18 protein-coding genes are annotated in these 21,721 nt (G+C 60.6%); 7 read left to right on the plus strand and 11 right to left on the minus strand.

Translation table 11 applies throughout. The features are described from left to right. Positions 1 to 27 precede the first annotated feature (27 nt). Positions 28 to 1,110, plus strand: coding sequence for a tRNA epoxyqueuosine(34) reductase QueG (gene queG, locus QRN20_RS02700; protein ID WP_025996893.1), 1,083 nt, complete (start codon positions 28 to 30; stop codon positions 1,108 to 1,110). 55 nt (positions 1,111 to 1,165) lie between these two features. On the opposite strand, the gene QRN20_RS02705 is transcribed toward queG, so the two are convergent. Both QRN20_RS02705 and orn read right to left on the minus strand, forming a co-directional pair. Then, positions 1,166 to 1,777 (minus strand): trimeric intracellular cation channel family protein, encoded by a 612-nt coding sequence (locus QRN20_RS02705; protein WP_122606955.1) that lies wholly within the window; start codon positions 1,775 to 1,777, stop codon positions 1,166 to 1,168. 112 nt (positions 1,778 to 1,889) lie between these two features. Further along, a complete protein-coding gene (gene orn, locus QRN20_RS02710) occupies positions 1,890 to 2,423 on the minus strand; it encodes an oligoribonuclease (RefSeq protein WP_004883550.1) in 534 nt (177 codons plus the stop codon). Positions 2,424 to 2,531: 108 nt separating this feature from the next. Between orn and rsgA the strand changes: the two genes are divergently transcribed. Then, positions 2,532 to 3,563, plus strand: coding sequence for a small ribosomal subunit biogenesis GTPase RsgA (gene rsgA / locus QRN20_RS02715; protein ID WP_025996892.1), 1,032 nt, complete (start codon positions 2,532 to 2,534; stop codon positions 3,561 to 3,563). A 74-nt stretch (positions 3,564 to 3,637) separates the two neighbouring features. Here the strand turns inward: rsgA and motB are convergent, their stop codons facing one another. Beyond that, positions 3,638 to 4,660 (minus strand): flagellar motor protein MotB, encoded by a 1,023-nt coding sequence (gene motB, locus QRN20_RS02720; RefSeq protein ID WP_088236050.1) that lies wholly within the window; start codon positions 4,658 to 4,660, stop codon positions 3,638 to 3,640. Positions 4,661 to 4,663: 3 nt separating this feature from the next. Beyond that, on the minus strand, positions 4,664 to 5,515 hold the full coding sequence (gene motA / locus QRN20_RS02725; RefSeq protein WP_004883544.1) for a flagellar motor stator protein MotA: 852 nt from the start codon (positions 5,513 to 5,515) through the stop codon (positions 4,664 to 4,666). Positions 5,516 to 5,722: 207 nt separating this feature from the next. On the opposite strand from motA, the gene QRN20_RS02730 reads away from it, so the two are divergent. The 4 genes from QRN20_RS02730 (at position 5,723) to QRN20_RS02745 (ending at position 11,020) form a co-directional block, all read left to right on the plus strand. Continuing rightward, on the plus strand, positions 5,723 to 7,258 hold the full coding sequence (locus QRN20_RS02730; RefSeq protein WP_285359985.1) for an HDOD domain-containing protein: 1,536 nt from the start codon (positions 5,723 to 5,725) through the stop codon (positions 7,256 to 7,258). Positions 7,259 to 7,303: 45 nt separating this feature from the next. Further along, complete coding sequence (gene rhdA, locus QRN20_RS02735) at positions 7,304 to 8,119, plus strand: thiosulfate sulfurtransferase (RefSeq protein ID WP_058431399.1); 816 nt, start codon at positions 7,304 to 7,306, stop codon at positions 8,117 to 8,119. Between the two features lie 54 nt (positions 8,120 to 8,173). Then, the gene (asd, locus tag QRN20_RS02740) at positions 8,174 to 9,052 is read left to right on the plus strand and encodes an archaetidylserine decarboxylase (RefSeq protein WP_161987309.1); all 879 of its coding nucleotides are present in this window, start codon (positions 8,174 to 8,176) and stop codon (positions 9,050 to 9,052) included. 183 nt (positions 9,053 to 9,235) lie between these two features. After that, complete coding sequence (locus QRN20_RS02745) at positions 9,236 to 11,020, plus strand: cyclic-di-GMP receptor FimW-related protein (protein ID WP_122606957.1); 1,785 nt, start codon at positions 9,236 to 9,238, stop codon at positions 11,018 to 11,020. A gap of 42 nt (positions 11,021 to 11,062) precedes the next feature. Here the strand turns inward: QRN20_RS02745 and serB are convergent, their stop codons facing one another. Further along, positions 11,063 to 12,277: a phosphoserine phosphatase SerB gene (gene serB / locus QRN20_RS02750; RefSeq protein ID WP_029243012.1), complete on the minus strand. Its 1,215-nt coding sequence runs from the start codon at positions 12,275 to 12,277 to the stop codon at positions 11,063 to 11,065. A gap of 130 nt (positions 12,278 to 12,407) precedes the next feature. On the opposite strand from serB, the gene QRN20_RS02755 reads away from it, so the two are divergent. Then, positions 12,408 to 13,964 carry a HAMP domain-containing protein gene (locus QRN20_RS02755; protein ID WP_029243013.1) on the plus strand — a complete coding sequence of 519 codons (1,557 nt, stop codon included), beginning with the start codon at positions 12,408 to 12,410 and terminating at the stop codon, positions 13,962 to 13,964. A gap of 495 nt (positions 13,965 to 14,459) precedes the next feature. Here the strand turns inward: QRN20_RS02755 and QRN20_RS02760 are convergent, their stop codons facing one another. The 6 genes from QRN20_RS02760 to QRN20_RS02785 form a co-directional block, all read right to left on the minus strand. Further along, positions 14,460 to 15,155 (minus strand): PqiC family protein, encoded by a 696-nt coding sequence (locus QRN20_RS02760; RefSeq protein WP_025993167.1) that lies wholly within the window; start codon positions 15,153 to 15,155, stop codon positions 14,460 to 14,462. 183 nt (positions 15,156 to 15,338) lie between these two features. Continuing rightward, complete coding sequence (gene parC, locus QRN20_RS02765) at positions 15,339 to 17,594, minus strand: DNA topoisomerase IV subunit A (protein WP_004883528.1); 2,256 nt, start codon at positions 17,592 to 17,594, stop codon at positions 15,339 to 15,341. A gap of 10 nt (positions 17,595 to 17,604) precedes the next feature. After that, a complete protein-coding gene (locus QRN20_RS02770; protein ID WP_058431396.1) occupies positions 17,605 to 18,126 on the minus strand; it encodes a retropepsin-like aspartic protease family protein in 522 nt (173 codons plus the stop codon). Beyond that, the gene (locus QRN20_RS02775) at positions 18,123 to 19,100 is read right to left on the minus strand and encodes an esterase-like activity of phytase family protein (RefSeq protein WP_058431395.1); all 978 of its coding nucleotides are present in this window, start codon (positions 19,098 to 19,100) and stop codon (positions 18,123 to 18,125) included. Before QRN20_RS02775 ends, QRN20_RS02770 begins: the two co-directional genes overlap by 4 nt. Beyond that, positions 19,097 to 21,001, minus strand: coding sequence for a DNA topoisomerase IV subunit B (gene parE / locus QRN20_RS02780; protein ID WP_004883522.1), 1,905 nt, complete (start codon positions 20,999 to 21,001; stop codon positions 19,097 to 19,099). The genes QRN20_RS02775 and parE overlap by 4 nt, the downstream gene beginning before the upstream one ends. A 73-nt stretch (positions 21,002 to 21,074) precedes the next feature. Then, positions 21,075 to 21,692, minus strand: coding sequence for a YqiA/YcfP family alpha/beta fold hydrolase (locus tag QRN20_RS02785; protein ID WP_029243017.1), 618 nt, complete (start codon positions 21,690 to 21,692; stop codon positions 21,075 to 21,077). Positions 21,693 to 21,721 lie beyond the last annotated feature (29 nt).

Below are 21,721 nucleotides of genomic sequence, written 5' to 3' on the forward strand. Positions count from 1 at the left end.
CACCTTGTCTCTGGTTTCTCTCTGCGCATGTCCGCTATTACCGCTGAACTTCCCACCGCTGACGACCTTGTCACCCTTGCGCAATCGATCAAGGCGTGGGGCCGTGAGCTCGGCTTTCAGGAAGTCGGCATCTCCGGGCTCGATCTGGCAGAGCACGAGCAGCATCTGCAGCGCTGGCTCGAAGCGGGCTATCACGGCGAAATGGACTATATGGCAGCCCATGGCAGCAAACGTTCCCACCCTGAAGAGCTGGTGCCGGGAACGCTGAGGGTAGTATCGCTGCGTATGGACTATCTGCCAGGCGACACGGAAATGGCTCAGCGCCTGACCGAGCCTGAAAAAGCCTACGTGTCCCGCTACGCCCTGGGACGCGACTATCACAAGCTGATCCGCAAACGCCTGCAGCAACTGGCAGAGCGCATCCAGCAAGCCATTGGACCCTTTGGCTTCAGGGCCTTCGTCGACAGCGCGCCGGTGCTGGAAAAGGCGATCGCCGAACAGGCCGGGCTGGGCTGGATCGGCAAGAACACGCTGGTGCTCAATCGCAAGGCCGGCAGTTTTTTCTTTCTCGGCGAGCTGTTTGTGGACATCCCGCTGCCGGTCGATCCGCCACACGCCACCGAACATTGCGGGCGCTGCACGGCGTGTCTCGACATCTGTCCCACAGCAGCCTTTGTCGGTCCTTACGTGCTGGATGCGCGCCGCTGCATCTCCTACCTGACCATCGAGCTGAAGACCTCCATCCCCGAAGAGCTGCGACCTTTGATTGGGAATCGGGTATTCGGCTGTGATGACTGCCAGATCGTCTGCCCCTGGAACCGCTTCGCCCGCCCTACCGACCAGAGCGACTTTCAGCCGCGCCACAACCTGGACAATGCGGGGTTGGCCGAGCTGTTTCTGTGGGATGAGGATAAATTCCTGAGCAGCACCGAGGGCTCGCCCTTGCGACGTGCCGGGTATGAACGCTGGCTGAGAAATCTGGCGGTCGGACTGGGCAACGCGCCTTCGACCATTCCCGTGATAGAAGCGCTGGAAGCCCGGCGTGATTATCCATCCGAGATGGTCAGAGAGCATGTGGCGTGGGCGCTGGGCAGGCATGGGCGTTCCTGACGCATGTGCGATCAGTAAAGCCCCCGCACCCACGCGCGTTAGAGCGCCCATCAGATCAAGGCTCATCCTTGTAGACGAACTTGGGCATTTCCCAGTGGAAACGGATCGCCAGCAGGCGCAGCAGCAGGCCGCCTAACAGGGTGATCAGCACGCTTTGTTCGGACGGTAACTCCAGATAACCGCACAGCAGGAAGCACCACGCGGCGAGGAACGAGACGCTGGCGTACAGCTCGCGACGGAAGATCAGCGGAATATCGTTGCAGAAGATGTCCCGCAGGATGCCGCCGAACACACCGGTAATCACCCCGCACACCGACGCGATCAGCATGCCGTGCCCGGCTTCCAGCGCGGTCATGCAGCCAATCAATGTGAAGGCCACCAGCCCGAGCGCATCGAGTACCAGAAACAGCGAGCGCAGATGCCGCATCAGCGGAGCGATAAAAATGGTCACCAGCGCCGCAATGCTGGTCAGCACCAGGTATTCCGGGTGTTTGACCCAGGTCAGCGGGTAATGGCCGATCAACACATCACGTACCGAACCGCCACCCAACGCCGTGACGCAGGCGATCAGCACCACGCCGAACCAGTCCATGCCGCGTCGCCCGGCAGACAGTGCGCCGGTCATGGCTTCAGCAGTGATCGCAATCAGGTAAAGCATCAGCAACATGGTGACGACTCGGCGACAAGGGCGCGCAGTTTAACCAGCGCCGTTGTGCGCCGAAAGGCTTATGCACTGAAAGAGTGCAGCGAACATGCATTCGCTGCAGGGACCTCACGTGTTACTTGATGAAGTGCTCGCGGTAAAAGCGCAGTTCGGCAATCGACTCGCGAATGTCGTCCAGCGCCAGGTGCGTACTGCCCTTCTGGAACTTGAGGTTCGGCGACCAGCGCGCGGCCAGTTCCTTGAGCGTAGAGACATCAAGATTGCGGTAGTGAAAGTAGTGTTCCAGGGTCGGCATATGGCGGTACAGGAAGCGACGGTCCTGGCAGATGCTGTTGCCACAGATCGGCGAACTGCGCTCAGGCACCCATTGCATGATGAAGGCCAGAGTCTGCGCCTCGGCATCCGCCATCGTCACCGTGCTTTCACGCACGCGCTGGGTCAGGCCCGAGCCGCCGTGCTGACGGGTGTTCCACTCGTCCATTCGCGCCAGCGTCTCATCGCTCTGATGAATCGCGAGTACCGGACCTTCGGCCAGGGTGTTCAGCTCACTATCGGTGATGATCGTGGCCATTTCGATGATGACATCGGTGTCAGGGTCCAGACCGGTCATTTCCAGGTCGATCCAGATAAGGTTCTGCTTGTTCTGCATATGACGACTCCTCAGCGTAGGCGCGCAGTTTAGCTTACCCGGCCGTGCTAGACTGCCGCCCGATTCAACGTACTGCCTATTCATCTGCTACATCACATCGGAACACCCATGGCCAAACGCCAACTCAATCGTCGTCAGAACTGGCGCATCGAAAAGATTCAGGGCGAACGTGCTGCCCGCGCTGCGAAACGCGAGTCTGTCGCGCTCGAAACACTCGAAGGCGGTGACCTCGGCCCGGAACAGACCGGTCTGGTGATCGCCCACTTCGGCGTTCAGGTCGAAGTCGAGGCCCAGGAAGGCGAACAGATAGGCCAGGTGTTCCGCTGTCACTTGCGTGCCAACCTGCCCGCACTGGTGACCGGTGATCGCGTGGTCTGGCGCGCCGGCAATCAGGGCATCGGCGTCATCGTCGCCCAACTGCCCCGCACCACCGAACTGTGCCGTCCGGATTCACGGGGCCAGCTCAAGCCGGTAGCAGCCAACGTCGACCTGATCGTCATTGTCTTCGCCCCGATGCCCGAGCCGCATGCCAACCTGATCGACCGTTATCTGGTCGCCGCCGAGCATGCCGGGATTCATCCGCTGCTGCTGCTCAACAAGGCTGACCTGATCGACGAGCAGAACGCTCCTGCGCTCAACGCCTTGCTGGCGGTCTACCGCACGCTGGGTTACCCGGTGCTGGAAGTGTCTGCGCATCACGGCGACGGCATGCAGCAGTTGCAGGCGCGCCTGGATGGCCATATCAGCGTGTTCGTGGGTCAGTCCGGCGTGGGCAAGTCCTCGCTGGTCAACAGCCTGCTGCCTGAAGTCGGGACGCGTGTCGGCCCGTTGTCGGAGCTTTCCGGTCAGGGCACGCACACCACAACCACTGCGCGACTGTTCCACTTTCCGCGTGGCGGCGACCTCATCGACTCGCCCGGCATCCGTGAATTCGGACTGGGGCATGTCAGCCGCGCCGACGTGGAAGCGGGCTTCATCGAGTTCAACGACCTGATCGGCACATGCCGTTTCCGCGACTGCAAGCACGACCGCGAACCGGGCTGCGCTTTGCTCAAGGCCCTCGAAGACGGACGCGTTCAGCAGCAACGCATGAACAGCTATCGCTCGATCATCGCCAGCCTGCCGGAAGACAGCTACTGATACCTGTCTGCACCGACGTTCTGCCGAAAACAAGAATGCCGCGATGATCGCGGCATTTTTGTAGATGTCAGGACTCAGTTCTGGGTCGGCTCGACCTTCAGCGTGCCCTGATCGAAGATGTTCAGCTTCTGCCGAATCTCATGGGGCTGGGCATAGGCCTGCGGATCGACCGGCGCTGGCGCCGTCGAAGCGCCAGGCACTGCACCCGGTGCTGCCGGAGCAGCAGGCACCTGCGGGGCACCACCAGAGTTTTGAGCACCTTCAATACGTTCCTGGGCCTTCTTGGTCAGCACAACGATATCGATACGACGGTTCACGGGGTTGGTCGGGTTCTCACGGTCATAAAGCGCCGATGAGGCATAACCGACCACGCGGGCCACCTGCGGATCCGGATAACTGCCTGCAACCAGAGCACGGCGCGCAGCGTTGGCCCGGTTGGCCGACAGTTCCCAGTTGCCGAATCCGCCATTGCCTACGAACGGCGTGGCATCGGTATGACCGCTGATGCTGATCTTGTTGGGCACGCTTTTGATGGTGTCAGCCATCGCCAGCAGAATGTCCTCGAAGTAAGGCTTCAAGCGCGCACTGCCGGAATCGAACATCGGGCGGTTGTCAGCATCCATGATCTGGATGCGCAGACCGTCCTGCGTGATCTCGAACAGAATCTGGTCCTTGAACTTCTGCAGTTGCGGGTTCTCTTCGACCTTGTTCTGCAATTCCTGCAGAAGCATTTCGAGACGTTCCTGCTCGACCTCTTCAGCCTTGGATTCCGAGGTGTCGGACTCGATCGGCACCGTATCCGGCGAAGGCGTGGTCTTCACTTCAGGGTTGAGCGTCTGGTTGGGCGACATTTCCGGCGAGCCGCCCAGGTCGATCACATAGGGCGAACCGCTGTCGGAGAACCCGACCGGATCTTTGAAGTAACCGGCCACGGCAATCAACTGCTCGGGCGTGGCGGACGACATCAGCCACAGCACCAGGAAGAACGCCATCATTGCCGTCGCGAAGTCGGCAAAGGCGATTTTCCAGGCGCCGCCGTGATGCCCTCCACCGAAGCGCTTGACGCGCTTGATGATTATCGGCTGATTATTTTCCATGGCTTAGCGACCGCGAACCGCTTGTTCCAGCTCACTGAAGCTGGGGCGATGCAGCGGATACAGAACCTTGCGGCCGAACTCGACGGCCAGCGAAGGCGGCATGCCGGAGGCCGAGGCCACCAGAGAAGCCTTGATGCATTCGTAGACGTTCATTTCTTCCTTGGCATCGTGAGCCAGGGAAGTGGCCAGCGGACCGAAGAAACCATAAGCCGCGAGAATACCGAAGAAGGTACCCACCAGTGCCGCACCTACGTGCATACCGATGGCCGCCTTGTCGCCCGAACCCAGGGACGCCATGGTCACCACGATCCCCAGTACCGCCGCGACGATACCGAAACCGGGCATGCCGTCGGCAATACCGGTGATGGCGTGCGACGGATGCTCGAGCTCTTCCTTCATGCTCAGCAGCTCCATGTCGAACAGGCCTTCCAGTTCGTGAGGAGCCATGTTGCCCGAGGACATGATGCGCAGGTAATCGCAGATGTACGCCGTCATGCGTTCATCTTTCAATACACCTGGGTATTTGGCGAAGATGGGGCTTGCGGCAGGCTCTTCGATATCCCCTTCAATCGCCATCATGCCTTCGCGACGGCTCTTGTTGAGGATCTCGTAAACCAGCCCCAGCACCTCAAGGTAATAGGCGTGGGTGAAGCGTGTGCCGAACATTTTCAGCGACTTCTTGAACACGTGCATGGTCATGTGGCCAGGGTTGGCCTGCAGAAATGCACCCAGCGCAGCACCGCCGATGATCAACACCTCGTAGGGCTGAAACAGGGCCATGATCTTGCCGTGAGACAGGACGTATCCGCCGAGGACACTCGCGAAAACGACAATGATGCCGATAATTTTAGCCATAGGAGAAAATACTTTACTGAGTCGGGTTCAGGGACAGTCCGGAAGTTCTTGAAACTCTTCTTCTCCTTATCGGCCTAACTGGGCCAGACTATAGGCAGTTCTTGCTAAAAAACCAGTTCCGCCCGGAATCGCGGGATCGAAAAAGGCTGTCGCGCCCCAGAACGCTGGCAGCCTCCCAGCTCGAAAATCAGCTGCACAGGGCATCGAATGTCGACAACGCATGTTCCACATCCGCCGGCTCCAAAGACGCTTGAATCCTGGGTCAGACTGCTCGACGGCGTCGATCTGCCCGTGCCTGCGGCCAACCACGACCGGGTTCGTGCGGCACTCAATGACAGTCGCCGCTCGTTGCGTGAAATTGCGGAAATGATGCAGGAAAGTCCTGCGCTGGTGCTCAGCGTGATGCGCGAGGCCAATCACCATACGCACGGCATCACTGAACAGGCCGAGAGCCTGGAAATCGCGATCAACCGACTGGGTCTGGCACGCACGGAGGTGCTGCTGGGTCGCTTGCCCGCCAAGCCGCCGGAAGAAATTCCGGCCGCTTTCCGTCAGTTGATCCTGATCAGTCAGCACGCCACACAACAGGCCAACGGGCTGTTCGCCAGCCGTCTGGCGCGACTGTGGCAGGACATTCATCTGGGCAGCCTGTTGTTTCTGGCACCGCTTTGGCCGATGGCGCTTGCCTATCCAAAGCTGCTCGAGGAACTGGAACTGCGGGTCATTCACAAAGGCCATTCCAGCATTGCCGTCGAGAAGGAACTGTTCGGCGTCAACCTGCTGGAACTGGCGCTGGCGCTCGCCGAGTTCTGGCGCCTGCCGGTCTGGGTGACCCGTGGCTATAAACTGCTGCTCAACGAGCGGCGTGATCTGGTCAAGGTGCTGCGAATCGCGCGCGAAGATCAGGATCCGCTGCTGCAACAGCAGCTGATGGATGCCGACCCCAACCTGCGCCGCTGGCTCAACCAGCCCGCCAACACGGTACTGCTGGGCAACGGACTGGCGCTGGCTGCGCAGCATGCGTGGAACAGCCCGCATTGCCTGCGCTGGGAGCGGCTCACCAGCCTGTACCTGCAGCAGCCTCTGGGTGACGTGCAACAGCAGGCCCACCAGAATGCGGCCAGCAGCGCACGCCATCACAACGAAAAGGACTTGTGGCATCCGGCCGAATCACTGATCTGGCCGTGGGATGCGCGCCGCGTAAGGCGAGACAACGAACCAGCGCCGCCGCCCTCGGCCGACGCTCTGCAGCTCTGGCGCAAGCAATGCGCCGAACTGCTGCAGGACCCTACGCCGTTCATCAATGCCATGCACTTGACCACGTCCGCACGCGAAGCGCTTGTGGCCTGCGGCATGCAGCGGGTCATGCTGTTGATGATGGACAAGACCGGAACAGCGCTGCGCGTGCATCAGTCTGCAGGACTGGCGCCCGAGGCTGCAGCGATGCAGCTGTTCGTGAAGGAAAGCACCGTGCTGCAACGGCTCCTGACCCAGCCGACACAGTTGCGCATGACACCTGCCAACATCGCCCAGTTTTCTGCCCTGCTGCCTGCGCCGCTCAAAACGCTGTTCAGCGGTCAGCATTGGCTGATTCGCTCCCTGAGCAGCAACGGCAAAGTCATGATGCTGGTGGTCGCTGATCAGGGCGGCGGTGCACTGTCGGAAATTTCCGTTCAGGCATTCGGAAAAACCGCGCAATGCATTGAACGCGCGCTGGGCATCTTTAGTCATCGCAAAGCCTGAGGCCTGGCGTACAATTCGCATCTTTCTTTTCATCGGAGGCTGCAAATGTCCGTATTCGCTGGCTTACCGTTGGTCATCGAGCCCAACGATCTGCTTGAGCGCCTTGATGCCCCGGAACTGATTCTGGTGGATCTGACCAGCAGCGCTCGCTACGACGCAGGGCATATCCCTGGCGCTCGCTTCGTTGATCCCAAGCGCACTCAACTCGGCCAGCCACCTGCGCCCGGCCTGCTACCCGCGCACTCCGATCTGGAAAAGCTGTTCGGCGAACTGGGCCACAACCCCGATGCCGTCTATGTTGTCTATGACGACGAAGGCGGCGGTTGGGCCGGGCGCTTCATCTGGTTGCTGGACGTGATCGGCCACCATCGCTATCACTATGTGGACGGCGGCCTGCTGGCCTGGGAAGCCCAGTCACTGCCGCTGACCCGGGACGTTCCGCCAATGGCGGGCGGCCCGGTTGCGTTAAAGCTGCACGACGAGCCGACGGCGACCCGCGAATACCTGCAAAGCCGACTGGGCGCTGCCGATCTGGCCATCTGGGATGCACGCGGACCTACCGAATACTCGGGTGAGAAAGTGCTGGCGGCCAAGGCCGGGCATGTACCGGGCGCCGTCAACTTCGAATGGACGGCTGGCATGGACAAGGCACGCCAACTGCGCATTCGCGATGACATGCCACAGATTCTGCAGGACCTGGGCATCACAGCCGACAAGGAAGTGATCACCCACTGCCAGACTCATCACCGCTCCGGCTTCACCTATCTGGTGGCCAAGGCGCTGGGCTATCCCCGGGTCAAGGCGTATGCCGGCTCATGGGGCGAATGGGGCAACCACCCGGACACGCCTGTCGAAAAATGACCAGGGCCGTGCTCATCTTTTCGAGCACCGCCCGTTTCCTTATCAAGTTCAGGAATACCCATGAAAGATCGTTTGTTTATCCTCAGCCAGTACCTGTTGCCGCATCATCTGTTGTCCCGTATTGCCGGTCTGGTTGCCGAATGCCGCGTGACCTGGTTCAAGAACGCCTTCACCGCCTGGTTCGTTCGCCGCTATCAGGTCGACATGTCGCAGGCACTGGTCGAAGACCTGACCGCTTACGAGCACTTCAATGCCTTCTTCACTCGCGCATTGAAAGCCGATGCCCGCCCGCTGGACAACACGCCGGGCGCGGTGCTTTCGCCTGCCGACGGCACCATCAGCCAGTTGGGTTCGATCGATCACGGCCGCATCTTCCAGGCCAAGGGTCACAGCTTCAGCGTGCTTGAACTGTTGGGCGGCGATCCAAAACTGTCCGCGCCGTTCATGGGCGGCGAGTTCGCCACTGTTTATCTGTCGCCGAAGGATTACCATCGCGTGCACATGCCTCTGGCCGGCACGCTGCGTGAAATGGTTTATGTGCCTGGCCGTATTTTCTCGGTCAACCAGACCACGGCCGAAAACGTTCCAGAGCTGTTTGCCCGCAACGAGCGCGTTGTCTGCCTGTTCGATACCGAGCGCGGCCCGATGGCTGTCGTACTGGTCGGCGCCATGATCGTTGCATCGGTTGAAACGGTCTGGGCCGGGCTGGTCACGCCACCCAAGCGCGAACTGAAGACATTCAGCTACGACGAAGCCGCACGTGCACCGATCCATCTGGAAAAAGGCGCCGAGATGGGTCGCTTCAAGCTGGGTTCCACAGCCATCGTGCTGTTCGGACCGAACCAGGTGAAGTGGGCCGAGCAGTTGAGCGCCCTCTCCAAGGTTCAGATGGGGCAGGCGCTCGGCGCTGCGAAGCAAACCACCGAGGCTTGATGGCGTCAGGCCATAATAGCTGCGTGGTTGCACCGATACTGGTAGAGTCACAGCATCGGTGCGTAAGGATACGTTGCACTTTTTCAGTGGCACCGGGTCCACATCCTCCTACCGAAGGATGTGGCTCATTGCCAGCATGGAGTCGCCGTCCGGGCCAGAGAGTCGTTGGAGTTCACCTGTCACATGAGTAATTTGAGCCTTCCTCTGTTGTTGCGTGCCCCCACGCCAACGCAGTCGAGCCTGTCATTCAGTGAACCCACGCCCCGCGACCTCAAACGCTGGATCTCCCGACTGCCCAAGGCAAACCTCGGTGAAATGGCCCGTCAGTTGTATCAGGGGCTCAGCGAGCTCAACCAACTGATCACCCCAAGCGACAATCGCCTGCAGATGCTGGAATTGTTGCGCCCCGAAGTCTATTTCGTCTGCAAGCACCTCGAACGGCACTTTCTCAATCAGGCCATCGTGCTCGATGAGCGCCCGCGCAAGGTCGCCAATCTTTGTCAGGCGCTGCAAAACCATCTGGCAACCGGCTACAAGCAGGTCATCCAGCAGATCGCCCCGCGCTACAGCAAGGACCAGAGCGCGATGCTGGCCATGGCGTTGCAGCGGGCTCTGCATGGCCTGAATGGTCCCCTGATTCGTGCCAATCAACTGTATTGCCCGGTGCAGGAAGGCCTCTGGCTCGAACTTCACCAGCTCTACCAGATTGCCCGTCAGTTCCAGTTGCATCGCACCCAGGTAGACGAACCTCTGGCGCATCACACCCGCACGCTCAGCGCAGAGCAGACCTACGTGATCGCGCTGTTGATGGGGTGTTCGCGCTGCAATCAGATGCGCCAGTTGAACATCGGCAAGCTGGCCGACGCGCTTGAAGCGTGGAGCGCACTGGTGACACTGCAGGTGCCCGCCGACGAGCACAGCCTGCTGGCTCTGGACCCTGCCAGCGACAAGCCACCGCTTTATCGGACGCTGTTTACCGAAGAGCAGATGCCCAGGATGCTGGGGATTCAGCCGCTGGCGCTGGCGGATGCAATCAATCATTACCTTGCTCTGCCAGCCGATCAGCGCGGTCCTGCCAAGCTGCTCATTCCCACCGGCGTCAACACCGACCTGCTGCAACATTTGGCAGCAGCCTGGGGTGATGTGGCCGAGCGGACCTTCCAGCGCACGGTGGGCCAGGGCACGCTGAAACTGTGCATCGGTATGAGCGCGGTCCATTACTACGTTGCCGGGCAGAAGTCGTTCAGCGAACTGCTGCAACTGAATGCGACCAGCCATATTGCCGATTTCGCGCTCAAGGTGGTCAACGAGAACGACGACGATCCCTGGTCGTCGGCGTTCGATACCCAGCGCGGCAATACCTCATCGGTTCTGCTGCCCTACGAAGAAATCGAATACCAGAAGTCGGACGCCGATGGCGACTCCGCCTCCAACGCACAGCGCACCTTTGCGACGTTTGATGTGAACATCGTCAACCACAGCCCTGGCGGTTACTGCCTGGCGTGGCAGAAGGACGTGCCGCAGCAGTTACAGGCCGGCGAGCTGGTGGGCATTCAGGATGACTCCGGGCAAGGCTGGAGCATCGCCATCGTGCGCTGGGTAAGGCAGGTGCGCAGCGGCGGCACGCAGATGGGCATCGAGTTGATCGCGCCCTTTGCCCAGCCATGCGGCATGCAACTGATCCGCGAATCGCAGAACAGCCAGTACCTGCGCACCCTTATGCTGCCGGAAGTACGGGCGATGGACAAACCGGCGACCGTGCTTGCACCTCGCCTGCCGTTTCAGGACGACAGCAAGGTCATGATCAACGTCAATGGCGAAGAGCGGCGCGCGACACTGAGCAATCGCCGCATCAGCAGCGCCAGCTACAACCAGTTCGAATATCAGATCTACGACGCGCCCAAGGCAGCCGAGAGCGAAAAACCCAAACCGGGGCAGGAGTTCGATTCGCTGTGGGGCTCGCTGTAACGGCCGCGATCTCTTACGCGATCACGGCCGTACATTGCGATTTCAGCGGCTGGCTTCGCGGTCGCGAAAACCCAACAGATACAGAACGCCATCCAGACCCAGCGTCGAGATCGCCTGTTTGGCCGACTGCTTGACCAGAGGCTTGGCGCGGAAAGCCACGCCCAGCCCGGCAATCGCCAGCATCGGCAGGTCGTTGGCACCGTCGCCCACGGCAATCGTCTGCTCAAGACTCAAGCCTTCCTTGTGGGCCAGCTCACGCAGCAGGTCCGCCTTGCGTTTGGCATCGACGATCGGCTCGACGGCCACACCCGTGACCTTGCCATCTTCCACTGCCAGTTCGTTGGCAAACACATAATCGATGCCCAGCTTCGCCTGAAGCTGCTTGGCAAAGTAGGTGAAGCCGCCCGAGAGAATTGCAGTCTTGTAACCCAGACGCTTGAGTTCCGCGAACAGGGTTTCGGCACCTTCAGTGAGACGCAGTGAAGCACCAATCTCGTCCAGCACGCCGACGTCCAGCCCCTTGAGCAACGCGAGACGCTCCTTGAAGCTGGCACTGAAATCCAGTTCGCCGCGCATGGCGCGCTCGGTGATTTCGGACACCTGTTCGCCTACACCCGCTGCCTTGGCCAGTTCGTCGATCACTTCGGCTTCGATCAGGGTCGAGTCCATGTCGAAGACCGCCAGCCGACGATTGCGACGGAACAGCGAATCCTGCTGGAACGCGATATCGACGTTCAGGTCCTGCGCGACGGCGAGAAACTCCGCCTGCATGGCCTTCATATCACCGGGTTCGCCACGAACGGAGAACTCGATGCAGCCTTTGCCCTTGTCGGCTGGCGTATCGAGGGGCATGCGGCCGGACAGGCGATCGATCTGGTCGATGTTCAATCCGTATTTGGCCGTGATGGAACTCACGCATTGCAATTGCTCGGCCGTCACCTTGCGGGTCAGCAGCGTCACGATATGACGCGCCTTGCCCTGACCTTCGACCCAGTGCTGGTAATCCTCTTCGGACACCGCCGTGAAGCGCACCTGCTGGTCCAGCTTGTAGGCCGTGAACAGGATGTCCTTGAGCACGGAAGAACCTTGCTCGGTACCCGGAATTTCAACCAGCATGCCGAACGACAGTGTGTCGTGGATCACCGCCTGACCAATATCGAGAATGTTCACGCCACCCTGGGCGAGGACGCCGGTGATGGCCGCAGTGAGACCGGGACGGTCTACACCGGTGATGTTAATCAGGACGATTTCGCGCAAGGCGCACCCCCGCAGTGGAAAAAAACCGCATTCTAACCACTTTCAGTGACCACCGGGCACAGGCAGCGCTTTGCCGCTACAAGGTCGGTCGTTATACTGCCCGGCAACTTCACCGAAAGAGCCGTGCTCTGTGAACCGGCCCACGCCCGTTAAAACCGATAATTTCTTCCTGCTCATCTTTCGTGCCCTGCGTCACCGCCGTGTACCGATCGCTTTGCGCATTGCCAGCCATAACGTGATCCTGGTCGCGTTGGCGTTGGTGATCTACGCCGGTGTCATGGGCCTGCAGTTCAAGCAGGCCATGCATGAACAGGCCGACGCACTGGGGCAGGCCCTGACGACCCAGACCGCCACCTCGGCTACCGAGCTGTTGGTGTCCAACGACATCCTCAGTCTCAACGTGCTGCTGGGCAATCTGGTCAAAAACCCGCTGGTGGCGCATGCCGCGATCTACAGCGTGGATAACCGCATCCTTGCCGAAGCCGGCCAGCGCCCGAAAAACGGGCTTCTGGGTGAAGCCCAGGGCCTGTACGAGATCAAGATCACGTTCCAGGACGTGATGGCGGGCCACCTGCGCATCAGCCTCGACATGTCGCAATTCCAGCAGCCGATGACCATCAGCCTGCAAAGCATGGGCATCCTGGCGGGCATTCTGCTGGCGCTGGCGCTGGCTTTGAGTCTGCGTCTGGGTCGCCACATTTCTACGCCATTGATGCAGATGCGTATCTGGCTGCGCGATATCGATCCCTACACGCCGGCAACCGATCGCCAGGATGAAATCGGTGATCTGGCGCGTCAGTTGCGCACGTCCTTCGCCCCGCCCGTTCCAGAGCCTGAACCCGTGCCGGAACCCGAGTACGAAGAGGAAGACGAAGGCGACGATCCTTATCTGGAGCCGGACGAAAAACCGGGTCCCTCTTTCTCTGCGCGCGATACCGCACCTGTGGCCAAGCCTCGACTGCCTGCGCCACCGGTTCAACGCCGTATCGTTGCCGAGGAAGATGAGGATGACGACGGCGATGATCCGTTTGCCGAGCTGCGCGACACATCCGACAGCGCAGGCTCAGCGCCCGCTGCCCGCCCGGTTGCCGCTCCGGTGGTGTCGAGCGAACCTCAGCACAGCGCCGTTCTGGCGGTACAGCTGGGCGCGCAGGACCAATTGCGTCGCCTGCCTCGTGCCCGTCTGACTGAACTGCTGCAGCGCTACCGCGACTGCCTTGATCAAGCCGCCTCGCTGTACGAGAGCGAACTGCACACCCTGAACGATGGCAGCACGCTGATGCTGTTCCACAGCCAGGAAAGCGGCGACGACTACCTGACCAATGCCATCTGCTGCGGCGAACTGCTGCGTGCGCTGAGTCATGCCCTGCAGATCGAGGTGGCCGACAGCGGCATCACGTTGCAGCTGCAACTGGGCCTGACGCTGGGTGAAGGCCTGGGCGGTCTGAGTCAGATCGACCTGTTGCTGACTGAAACCGCGCAGGACGCACTGGCGCTGTCGCAACACAGCCGCAACCTGCTGCTGGTTGAGCGCAAGATCAACGACGATCCTCTGATCCGTCAACGCGCCCGCATCCGCCCTATCGCAAGCCCGGAAGGTGCCTGCTGTGTAGAACGCTTGATGGAACCCTACCCGTCCATGCTGGAGCGTCAACTGGCGCGCATGCACGAGACGAACAAGGTCTGAAGGACTCCTGCTGATCGCGCTCACGCTCCGCGCTCAGCGTTATACACAAGTCTGCGTCAACACTGATCGCACAGACTGGGGATTCAGTTAGCCGAGCGCATGACGTGGATAACGCTCCCGAATGTGGCACACATCTGCGCCACACTCGAGAGCGGACGCGGAGCGTCCTGAGAGGCATTCCCACGCAGAGCGCTCATCGTTATACACAAATCGACCTGAAGGATGCGGTATCTGAAAGTGGGAGCGGACTTGTCCGCGAATACTGCATTTCATACGCTGCATCTTCATCGAATGTACCAGCTTTCGCGGACAAGTCCGCTCCCACGGTCGAAATAGTGCTCGCTCCAGATGCTCATCGCGACTTGTGTATAACGATGAGCGCAGAGCGTGGGAACGATCACAAGGTCTGACGCATACACACCGATCGCTGATCGCGCTCAAGATAACGCCCAATAAAAAGCCCGCATCGCTGCGGGCTTTTTGTTGGCTGCACCTTTAGAAGCGGAACACTTCAAGGTCAGTGCGTATCGGTGAAGCCATTGGAATTCTAGGCTTGTCGGCCTCTTTGGCGCGGGCCACCGGGGCTTTCTTAGGTTCTTCGAGCGGCTGCCAGGAGATCGGCTTGATGGCGGTGCTGACCTGATCGGCCAGACGCTGAAGCAGCATGCCTTGCGCCTTGACCTGATCGGCCGAGCTGCCCGCATGGACCTGCTCAAGGTGCACCAGACGGCTGTCGCGCACGTGTCCCTTGCGGTCCAGCAAACGCCATTGCGCATCCAGCACCGCAGGCTGCTTTGCACCGGAATCAAGGCGGGTAATCGACAACACCACCTGAACATCAGGCGAGAAGTTGGCGACTGCCGGGGCCAGCACGACGCGCTGACTGTCCAGTTTCCAGGCCAGTTGACGCAGCAATAATTGATCGATATCCGACGACAGATTTCCCGCCCAGCGCCCATCGGGCGAAGCGGTCAGGGTGCCGTCAGGCTGTCGTTGCAGAAGGGTTTCGCGTTGCAGGTAGTCGGCCACCGAAACAGGGCCCAGCAAGACTGCCAGACCACTACTCTGTTTCGGCTGACCAGGCTCACCGCTGTCGAGTTGATAAAGCGCGGTCGGCTGGTGCACGCTGCAGCCAGCCAGACCCAGGACGCCGGTCATCAACAGGACAAGGGGAAGGCGTAGAAAATTCATCATCCCATCCAGGTGGCTGCCCCTCGGGAAGCCACAGTATAAGTACTTTCCAGACCCATGCAGGCACTGCGCCACGCTTGCGCCCCAAGACCCCATATCATCCGTGAATATTCGCCATGACTCCAGCGATTATGCATCGTACTTCATGGCAAAACGAAGAACACCCGCGTCAGATCAATGTTTTCAGCCATTTTCCACCAACAGGGCATCGACTCGCTGGAAGCCGCGCGGGAGTTTATTGCCGCGACGGCCGCGCTCGCCCTTGTAATGTTCCAGATCCTCGGGCTTGAGCGACAGCGTGCGTTTGCCTGCCTGAAGCACCAGCGTAGCGCCCTGTGCGATGACTGCAAGATCGGTGACGTATTCTTCACGACTCGCCACCCGCTCGCCGGGAATGCCGATGATCTTGTTGCCCTTGCCCTTGCCCAGTTGCGGCAGGTCGCTGATCTTGAACACCAGCAGGCGGCCTTCAGTCGTCACCGCTGCCAGCCAGTTCTGCTCGCGGTCAGTCACCGGCCGCGGCAGGATGACTTTCGCGCCATTCGGCAGGCTCAGCAACGCCTTGCCCGCCTTGTTCTTGGCCTGCAGATCCTCACCCTTCACGACGAACCCGTATCCGGCGTCGGAGGCGATCACGTACAGCGACTCATCGTCAGGCAGCAGCACGCATTCAAACGTCGCACCCGGCGGAGGCTGCAGCTTGCCGGTCAACGGCTCGCCCTGTCCGCGCGCAGATGGCAAGGTATGTGCGGCGACCGAGTAACTGCGCCCGGTCGAGTCGATGAACACCGCAAACTGATTGGAGCGCCCAATGGCTGACGTCTTGAAGCCATCGCCCGCCTTATAGGAAAGCCCGGTTGCATCGATGTCATGCCCCTTGGCGCAACGCACCCAGCCCTTCTCGGAAAGCACCACGGTGACTGGCTCGGTCGGCATCAATTCGTTTTCGGACAGCGCCTTGGCTTCAGCACGCGCCACGATAGGCGAGCGACGATCATCGCCATAGGTTTCCGCGTCAGCAATCAGCTCGGCACGCACCAGCTTGCGCAGCTTGGACTCACTACCCAGCAATGCCTGAAGCTTGGCCTGCTCCTTGCGCAACGCATCCTGCTCGCTGCGCAGCTTCATCTCTTCCAGGCGCGCCAATTGACGCAAACGGGTATCGAGAATGTAGTCGGCCTGAATTTCCGACAGATCGAAGCGTGCAATCAGCTCGGCCTTGGGATGTTCGGCCGTACGGATGATGTGAATGACTTCATCGAGGTTCAGGTAAGCCGTCAGCAAACCATCCAACAGGTGCAGACGATGCTCGACCTTGTCCAGACGGAACTGCAGACGACGGCGCACCGTTCCGATACGGAAGGTCAGCCACTCGCTGAGCAGCGTCTTGAGATTCTTGAGCTGCGGCTTGCCGTCCAGACCGATGATGTTGATGTTGACCCGGTAGCTGGATTCCAGCTCGGTGGTCGCGAACAGGTGCTGCATCAACTCGTCGAGCTCGACGCGATTGGAGCGTGGAATGATCACGATGCGACACGGGTTCTCGTGGTCCGACTCGTCACGCAGGTCGGCCACCATCGGTAGTTTCTTGGCCTGCATCTGGGCAGCGATCTGCTCCAGCACCTTGGCACCGGAGACCTGATGCGGCAGCGAGGTGACCACGATGTCGCCGTCCTCGATGCGGTACACCGCACGCATGCGTACCGAACCGCGACCGGTTTCATAGATCTTCAACAGGTCGGCGCGAGGCGTGATGATTTCCGCTTCGGTCGGGTAATCCGGCCCCAGGATGTGCTCGCACAGCTCCTGAATGGTCGCCTTTGGCTCGTCCAGCAAGTGAACACAGGCGCTGGCGACTTCGCGCAGGTTATGCGGCGGTACGTCGGTTGCCATGCCCACGGCGATACCCGTGGTGCCATTGAGCAGAATGTTCGGCAAACGTGCAGGCAGGACTGCCGGTTCGTCCAGCGTGCCGTCAAAGTTCGGAACCCAGTCCGCCGTGCCCTGCCCCAGTTCGCTGAGCAGCACCTCGGAATAACGCGACAGGCGCGCCTCGGTGTAACGCATGGCCGCGAAGGACTTGGGATCGTCCGGCGCACCCCAGTTGCCCTGACCGTCCACCAGCGTGTAGCGATAGCTGAACGGTTGAGCCATCAGCACCATGGCTTCGTAGCAGGCCGAATCGCCGTGCGGGTGAAATTTACCGAGCACGTCACCGACGGTACGCGCCGACTTCTTGTGCTTGGCATCTGCACCCAGGCCCAGCTCGCTCATGGCGTAGATGATACGGCGCTGTACAGGCTTCAGGCCGTCGCCGATATGCGGCAGGGCACGGTCCATGATCACGTACATGGAATAGTTGAGGTAGGCCTGTTCGGTGAAGTCAGCCAGCGAGCGGCGTTCTACGCCATCCAGGCTGAGGTCAAGGGAGTCGCTCATGCGGGCCTCATCATTGTGTTGACTGGCGCAGCAGCAAGTTGCCGCCGCGCTGTGTGAATTCGAGTTGTTTCATTGCGCTCATGCCCAGCAGCACCTGATCACCTTCCAGACCCGGCGCAACAAGGGCGCGCACGTTGGTCAGGACAATGTCGCCCAGTTGCAGCCGGTCGAGCGAGGTCCGAAAACCCTGACTGTTGCCGTTGGCCGTGCTGACCGTCACCGGCATGCCGCGTTTCAGGCCCAGGCTGTCGGCCATATCACCGGGGATGGCGACGTCCGTCGCCCCGGTGTCGATCATGAACTCTACCGTCCGGCCATTGATCTGGCCGGTACTGACGAAATGCCCCTGACGATTGCCCGCCAACTGCACTTCGATATAACCGTCACCATGCTGCGAGGCGACCACGGTATTGGGGTTCTGCTGCTTGTCTTCCCAGGCACCGAAAAAGCGTGTGGCCAGAAAGATACCGGCCGCCCAGGCCAGAATCATCAGGACCTTGCCCGCGCGCCTGCCGGGAACCGCCTGGTTCATTGACCTTCACTCCAGCCCGCCGCAGGTGCAGCGAAACGCCACACAATCGGGCGTTCTTCGCCATCGGCGCGGGCACCGGAATTGTTGTCGATGCCGATCCAGGCACCGGTCTCATCCACCACCAGCGCCTCGGTCAGACCATAAGGCTGATCATAGCGACGCGACGGTAGCATGGCTTCCTTGGAAAACGACCAGCAACGCTCGATCTGCCCGGTTTCCAGCTCCCGGCGACAGATGCGATACACCGAACGCTCCAGGGTGAACAGCTTGCCGTTGTACAGCGAGATATCGGAAAAATCCGTCGAGACCTTCTTGCGATTCTGTTCCGGCGGCAGCGTATCTTTCCCCGCTTCGGCCAGCAGCACGCAGCTTTGTCCACAGGTCCACTGATCCTTGTCACGCTGCACCACCAGCAGCCCGCGCTTCTCGCGTTCGGCCGCCAGCCAGATCCGGTCGCCCGCAGCGTTTACCGCAATGCCCTCGAAGATCGCATTGAAGTGCTGCAACATCCCGTTGGCGCGCGCCTGTTCAACCAGCGCCGCAGGCAATGGCAGCCAGACCGGAGCACCTTCCACCGGCACTTTCAGCACCGTGCCGTAGGCCTCACTGACCAGATAACGATTGCCCGCCGCATCGCAGCTGATGCCTTCGAAATCCATGCTGCCACCGCGCACTATCGACGACAGATTCGCCAGCGAGCGCAGACTCAGCGGCAGATAGCTCTCAGGTTTCGGCATATCGATGACATGCGGTTCGGCCTTCCAGGTGCGATCTGACACATCAAGGCTGTAAAGCAGGTTGTCGTCACGGTCGGAAACCGTCCACAACCGGCCATTGCACGAGGCAAGGCCCGAAAGATTGCCGCCGACCATACCGTCTACCGGATGCTCGGATTGCAGTTTCAGGGCCTCAAGCGGCGCCGCAAAAACCGGCGCGACCACAAGGGACAGGGCAGCGAGCCAGGCTCGTATCAAATCATGACCTCGGCGAGGTTGCCTTTCGATTCGAGCCAGCTTTTGCGATCACCGGCGCGCTTCTTGGCCAGCAGCATGTCCATCATTTCCGAGGTCGCCGCGTAATCATCCAGCGTGAGTTGCACCAGACGCCGGGTGTTCGGGTCCATGGTGGTTTCACGCAGCTGTGGCGGGTTCATTTCGCCCAGGCCCTTGAATCGGGTGACCTGCGGCTTGCCGCGCTTCTTCTCGGCCACCAGACGATCAAGAATCCCGTCGCGCTCGCTTTCGTCCAGCGCGTAGTAGATTTCCTTGCCCAGGTCGATGCGATACAGCGGCGGCATGGCCACGTACACATGGCCTGCGTCGACCAGCGGACGGAAGTGCTGAACGAACAGCGCACACAGCAGCGTTGCGATGTGCAGACCGTCCGAGTCGGCGTCGGCCAGGATGCAGATCTTGCCGTAGCGCAACTGGCTGATATCCGCCGCGCCCGGATCGACACCGATGGCGACCGCGATGTTGTGCACTTCCTGACTGGCAAGCACTTCGCCGCCGTCCACTTCCCAGGTGTTCAGAATCTTGCCGCGCAAGGGCAGGATTGCCTGGAATTCCTTGTCGCGCGCCTGCTTGGCCGAACCGCCCGCAGAGTCACCCTCGACCAGAAACAGCTCGGAGCGCGCCGGATCCTGCCCGGCACAATCGGCCAGCTTGCCCGGCAATGCCGGACCTTGGGTGATGCGCTTGCGCTCTACCTTCTTGCTGGCCTTCAGGCGGCGACCGGCGTTGTTGATCGCCAGATCGGCCAGTTGCAGGCCCAGCTCGGAGTGGGTATTGAGCCACAGGCTGAATGCGTCCTTTACCACGCCAGAGACGAACGCCGCCGCTTCACGTGAGGACAGACGCTCTTTGGTCTGGCCGGAGAACTGCGGTTCCTGCATCTTCATCGACAGCACGAACGCGATGCGCTCCCAGACGTCTTCCGGCGCCAGCTTCACGCCACGCGGCAGCAGGTTGCGGAATTCGCAGAACTCGCGCATCGCATCCAGCAGCCCTTGGCGCAGACCGTTGACGTGGGTGCCGCCCTGCGCGGTCGGGATCAGGTTGACGTAGCTTTCCTGAACGCTGTCGCCGCCTTCCGGCAACCAGAGCAAAGCCCAGTCGACCGCCTCCTTGTTGCCCGCAAAGCTGCCGCAGAACGGCTCATCCGGCAGACGCAGAAACTCGGTGACCGAGTCCTGCAGATAGGAGCGCAGGCCGTCTTCGTAATGCCACTCGACTTTTTCGCCGGTGGATTTGTCTTCGAAGCTGACCAGCAGGCCCGGGCACAGCACAGCCTTGGCCTTGAGCACATGCTTGAGGCGGCTGACGGAAAACTTCGGGGTGTCGAAATACTTGGGATCGGGCGCGAAATACACGCTGGTGCCGGTGTTGCGCTTGCCAACCGTACCGATGACCGCCAGCTCCGTGGCCTTGAAGCCATCGGCGAAGGTCATTTCGTATTCGTTGCCATCACGCTTGACCCGCACCCGGACCTGAGTGGAAAGCGCGTTGACCACCGAAATCCCCACGCCGTGCAGGCCGCCGGAAAACTGGTAGTTCTTGTTGGAAAACTTGCCGCCCGCGTGGAGCTTGGTCAGGATCAGCTCGACGCCCGACACGCCCTCTTCCGGGTGAATGTCCACCGGCATGCCGCGACCATCGTCGGACACTTCAAGAGAGTTGTCGGCATGCAGAATGACCTGCACCGACTTCGCGTGACCGGCCAGGGCTTCGTCGACACTGTTGTCGATGACTTCCTGCGCCAGGTGGTTGGGCCGCGAGGTGTCGGTGTACATGCCCGGACGTTTGCGAACCGGATCGAGGCCCGAGAGGACTTCGATGGCGTCTGCGTTATAAGAGCTAGCGCTGGGATTGGCCATGGGTTCTCGTTATCAATCGTTCATTAAATTTCGGGAGTTGAATGTTCTTTATATGCCTTTGACCGGCAGTCATTTACAGCGCTGACAGATCAATCCCTTGCAACAGGCTCGGGGCAAACCCGGCAAAACTCAGCAGCGCCGGCATTTGCTCGGCAAAACCCTGATAGCTGTGGTCGCCACCGGGCTGGATGCGCAATGCGCAGGCACGGTAGAAAGCCTGGGCGCGGCGGTAATCCAGCGTCTCATCGCCCGTCTGCAGCCAGACCTGAATCTGCTGCGGATCCTGGGGAGCAGGCACTTCCAGCTCCGCCAGCGCGTCGATATGGTCTTGCGTCAGTTGCCACTGCTCACCGGTGTACAGATTCTGCTGCGTGCCAAGAAACCCGTCGAACAGTTGATGCGGATTGACGGCCGGGTTGATCAGCACGGCCTTGAGACCGTGGCGCTGCGCCAAATGAGTCGCATAGTAGCCGCCGAGCGAGCTGCCGACCAGCAAAGGCCGACCCAGCGCAGCAATGGCCGACTCAAGCTGAACCATGGCCTGGCGCGGATGATGATGCAGTTCAGGGACTTGAAGCTGTTCGGCGAGACCCAGCGTCTTCATCAGCGCGAGCAGTTGGCAGGCCTTTTTCGACAAAGCCGAGCTGTTCAGGCCATGGATGTACAGCAATGAGGGGGTTTCACTGGTCACGCTGCCGCTCCTGGGTGCAAAGCAAAGCC

Source organism: Pseudomonas sp. fls2-241-TYG-175 (genome assembly GCF_030209155.1).
Lineage (GTDB): Bacteria > Pseudomonadota > Gammaproteobacteria > Pseudomonadales > Pseudomonadaceae > Aquipseudomonas > Aquipseudomonas viridiflava.

What these genes read in the sequence shown, in the direction of transcription:
- parC (WP_004883528.1), bottom strand. Translation starts at nt 17,594, where the DNA reads ATGAGCGACTCCCTTGACCTCAGCCTGGATGGCGTAGAACGCCGCTCG.
- rsgA (WP_025996892.1), top strand. Translation starts at nt 2,532, where the DNA reads ATGGCCAAACGCCAACTCAATCGTCGTCAGAACTGGCGCATCGAAAAG.
- QRN20_RS02770 (WP_058431396.1), bottom strand. Translation starts at nt 18,126, where the DNA reads ATGAACCAGGCGGTTCCCGGCAGGCGCGCGGGCAAGGTCCTGATGATT.
- parE (WP_004883522.1), bottom strand. Translation starts at nt 21,001, where the DNA reads ATGGCCAATCCCAGCGCTAGCTCTTATAACGCAGACGCCATCGAAGTC.
- QRN20_RS02760 (WP_025993167.1), bottom strand. Translation starts at nt 15,155, where the DNA reads ATGAATTTTCTACGCCTTCCCCTTGTCCTGTTGATGACCGGCGTCCTG.
- motA (WP_004883544.1), bottom strand. Translation starts at nt 5,515, where the DNA reads ATGGCTAAAATTATCGGCATCATTGTCGTTTTCGCGAGTGTCCTCGGC.
- orn (WP_004883550.1), bottom strand. Translation starts at nt 2,423, where the DNA reads ATGCAGAACAAGCAGAACCTTATCTGGATCGACCTGGAAATGACCGGT.
- motB (WP_088236050.1), bottom strand. Translation starts at nt 4,660, where the DNA reads ATGGAAAATAATCAGCCGATAATCATCAAGCGCGTCAAGCGCTTCGGT.
- QRN20_RS02705 (WP_122606955.1), bottom strand. Translation starts at nt 1,777, where the DNA reads ATGTTGCTGATGCTTTACCTGATTGCGATCACTGCTGAAGCCATGACC.
- queG (WP_025996893.1), top strand. Translation starts at nt 28, where the DNA reads ATGTCCGCTATTACCGCTGAACTTCCCACCGCTGACGACCTTGTCACC.
- QRN20_RS02730 (WP_285359985.1), top strand. Translation starts at nt 5,723, where the DNA reads ATGTCGACAACGCATGTTCCACATCCGCCGGCTCCAAAGACGCTTGAA.
- QRN20_RS02745 (WP_122606957.1), top strand. Translation starts at nt 9,236, where the DNA reads ATGAGTAATTTGAGCCTTCCTCTGTTGTTGCGTGCCCCCACGCCAACG.
- rhdA (WP_058431399.1), top strand. Translation starts at nt 7,304, where the DNA reads ATGTCCGTATTCGCTGGCTTACCGTTGGTCATCGAGCCCAACGATCTG.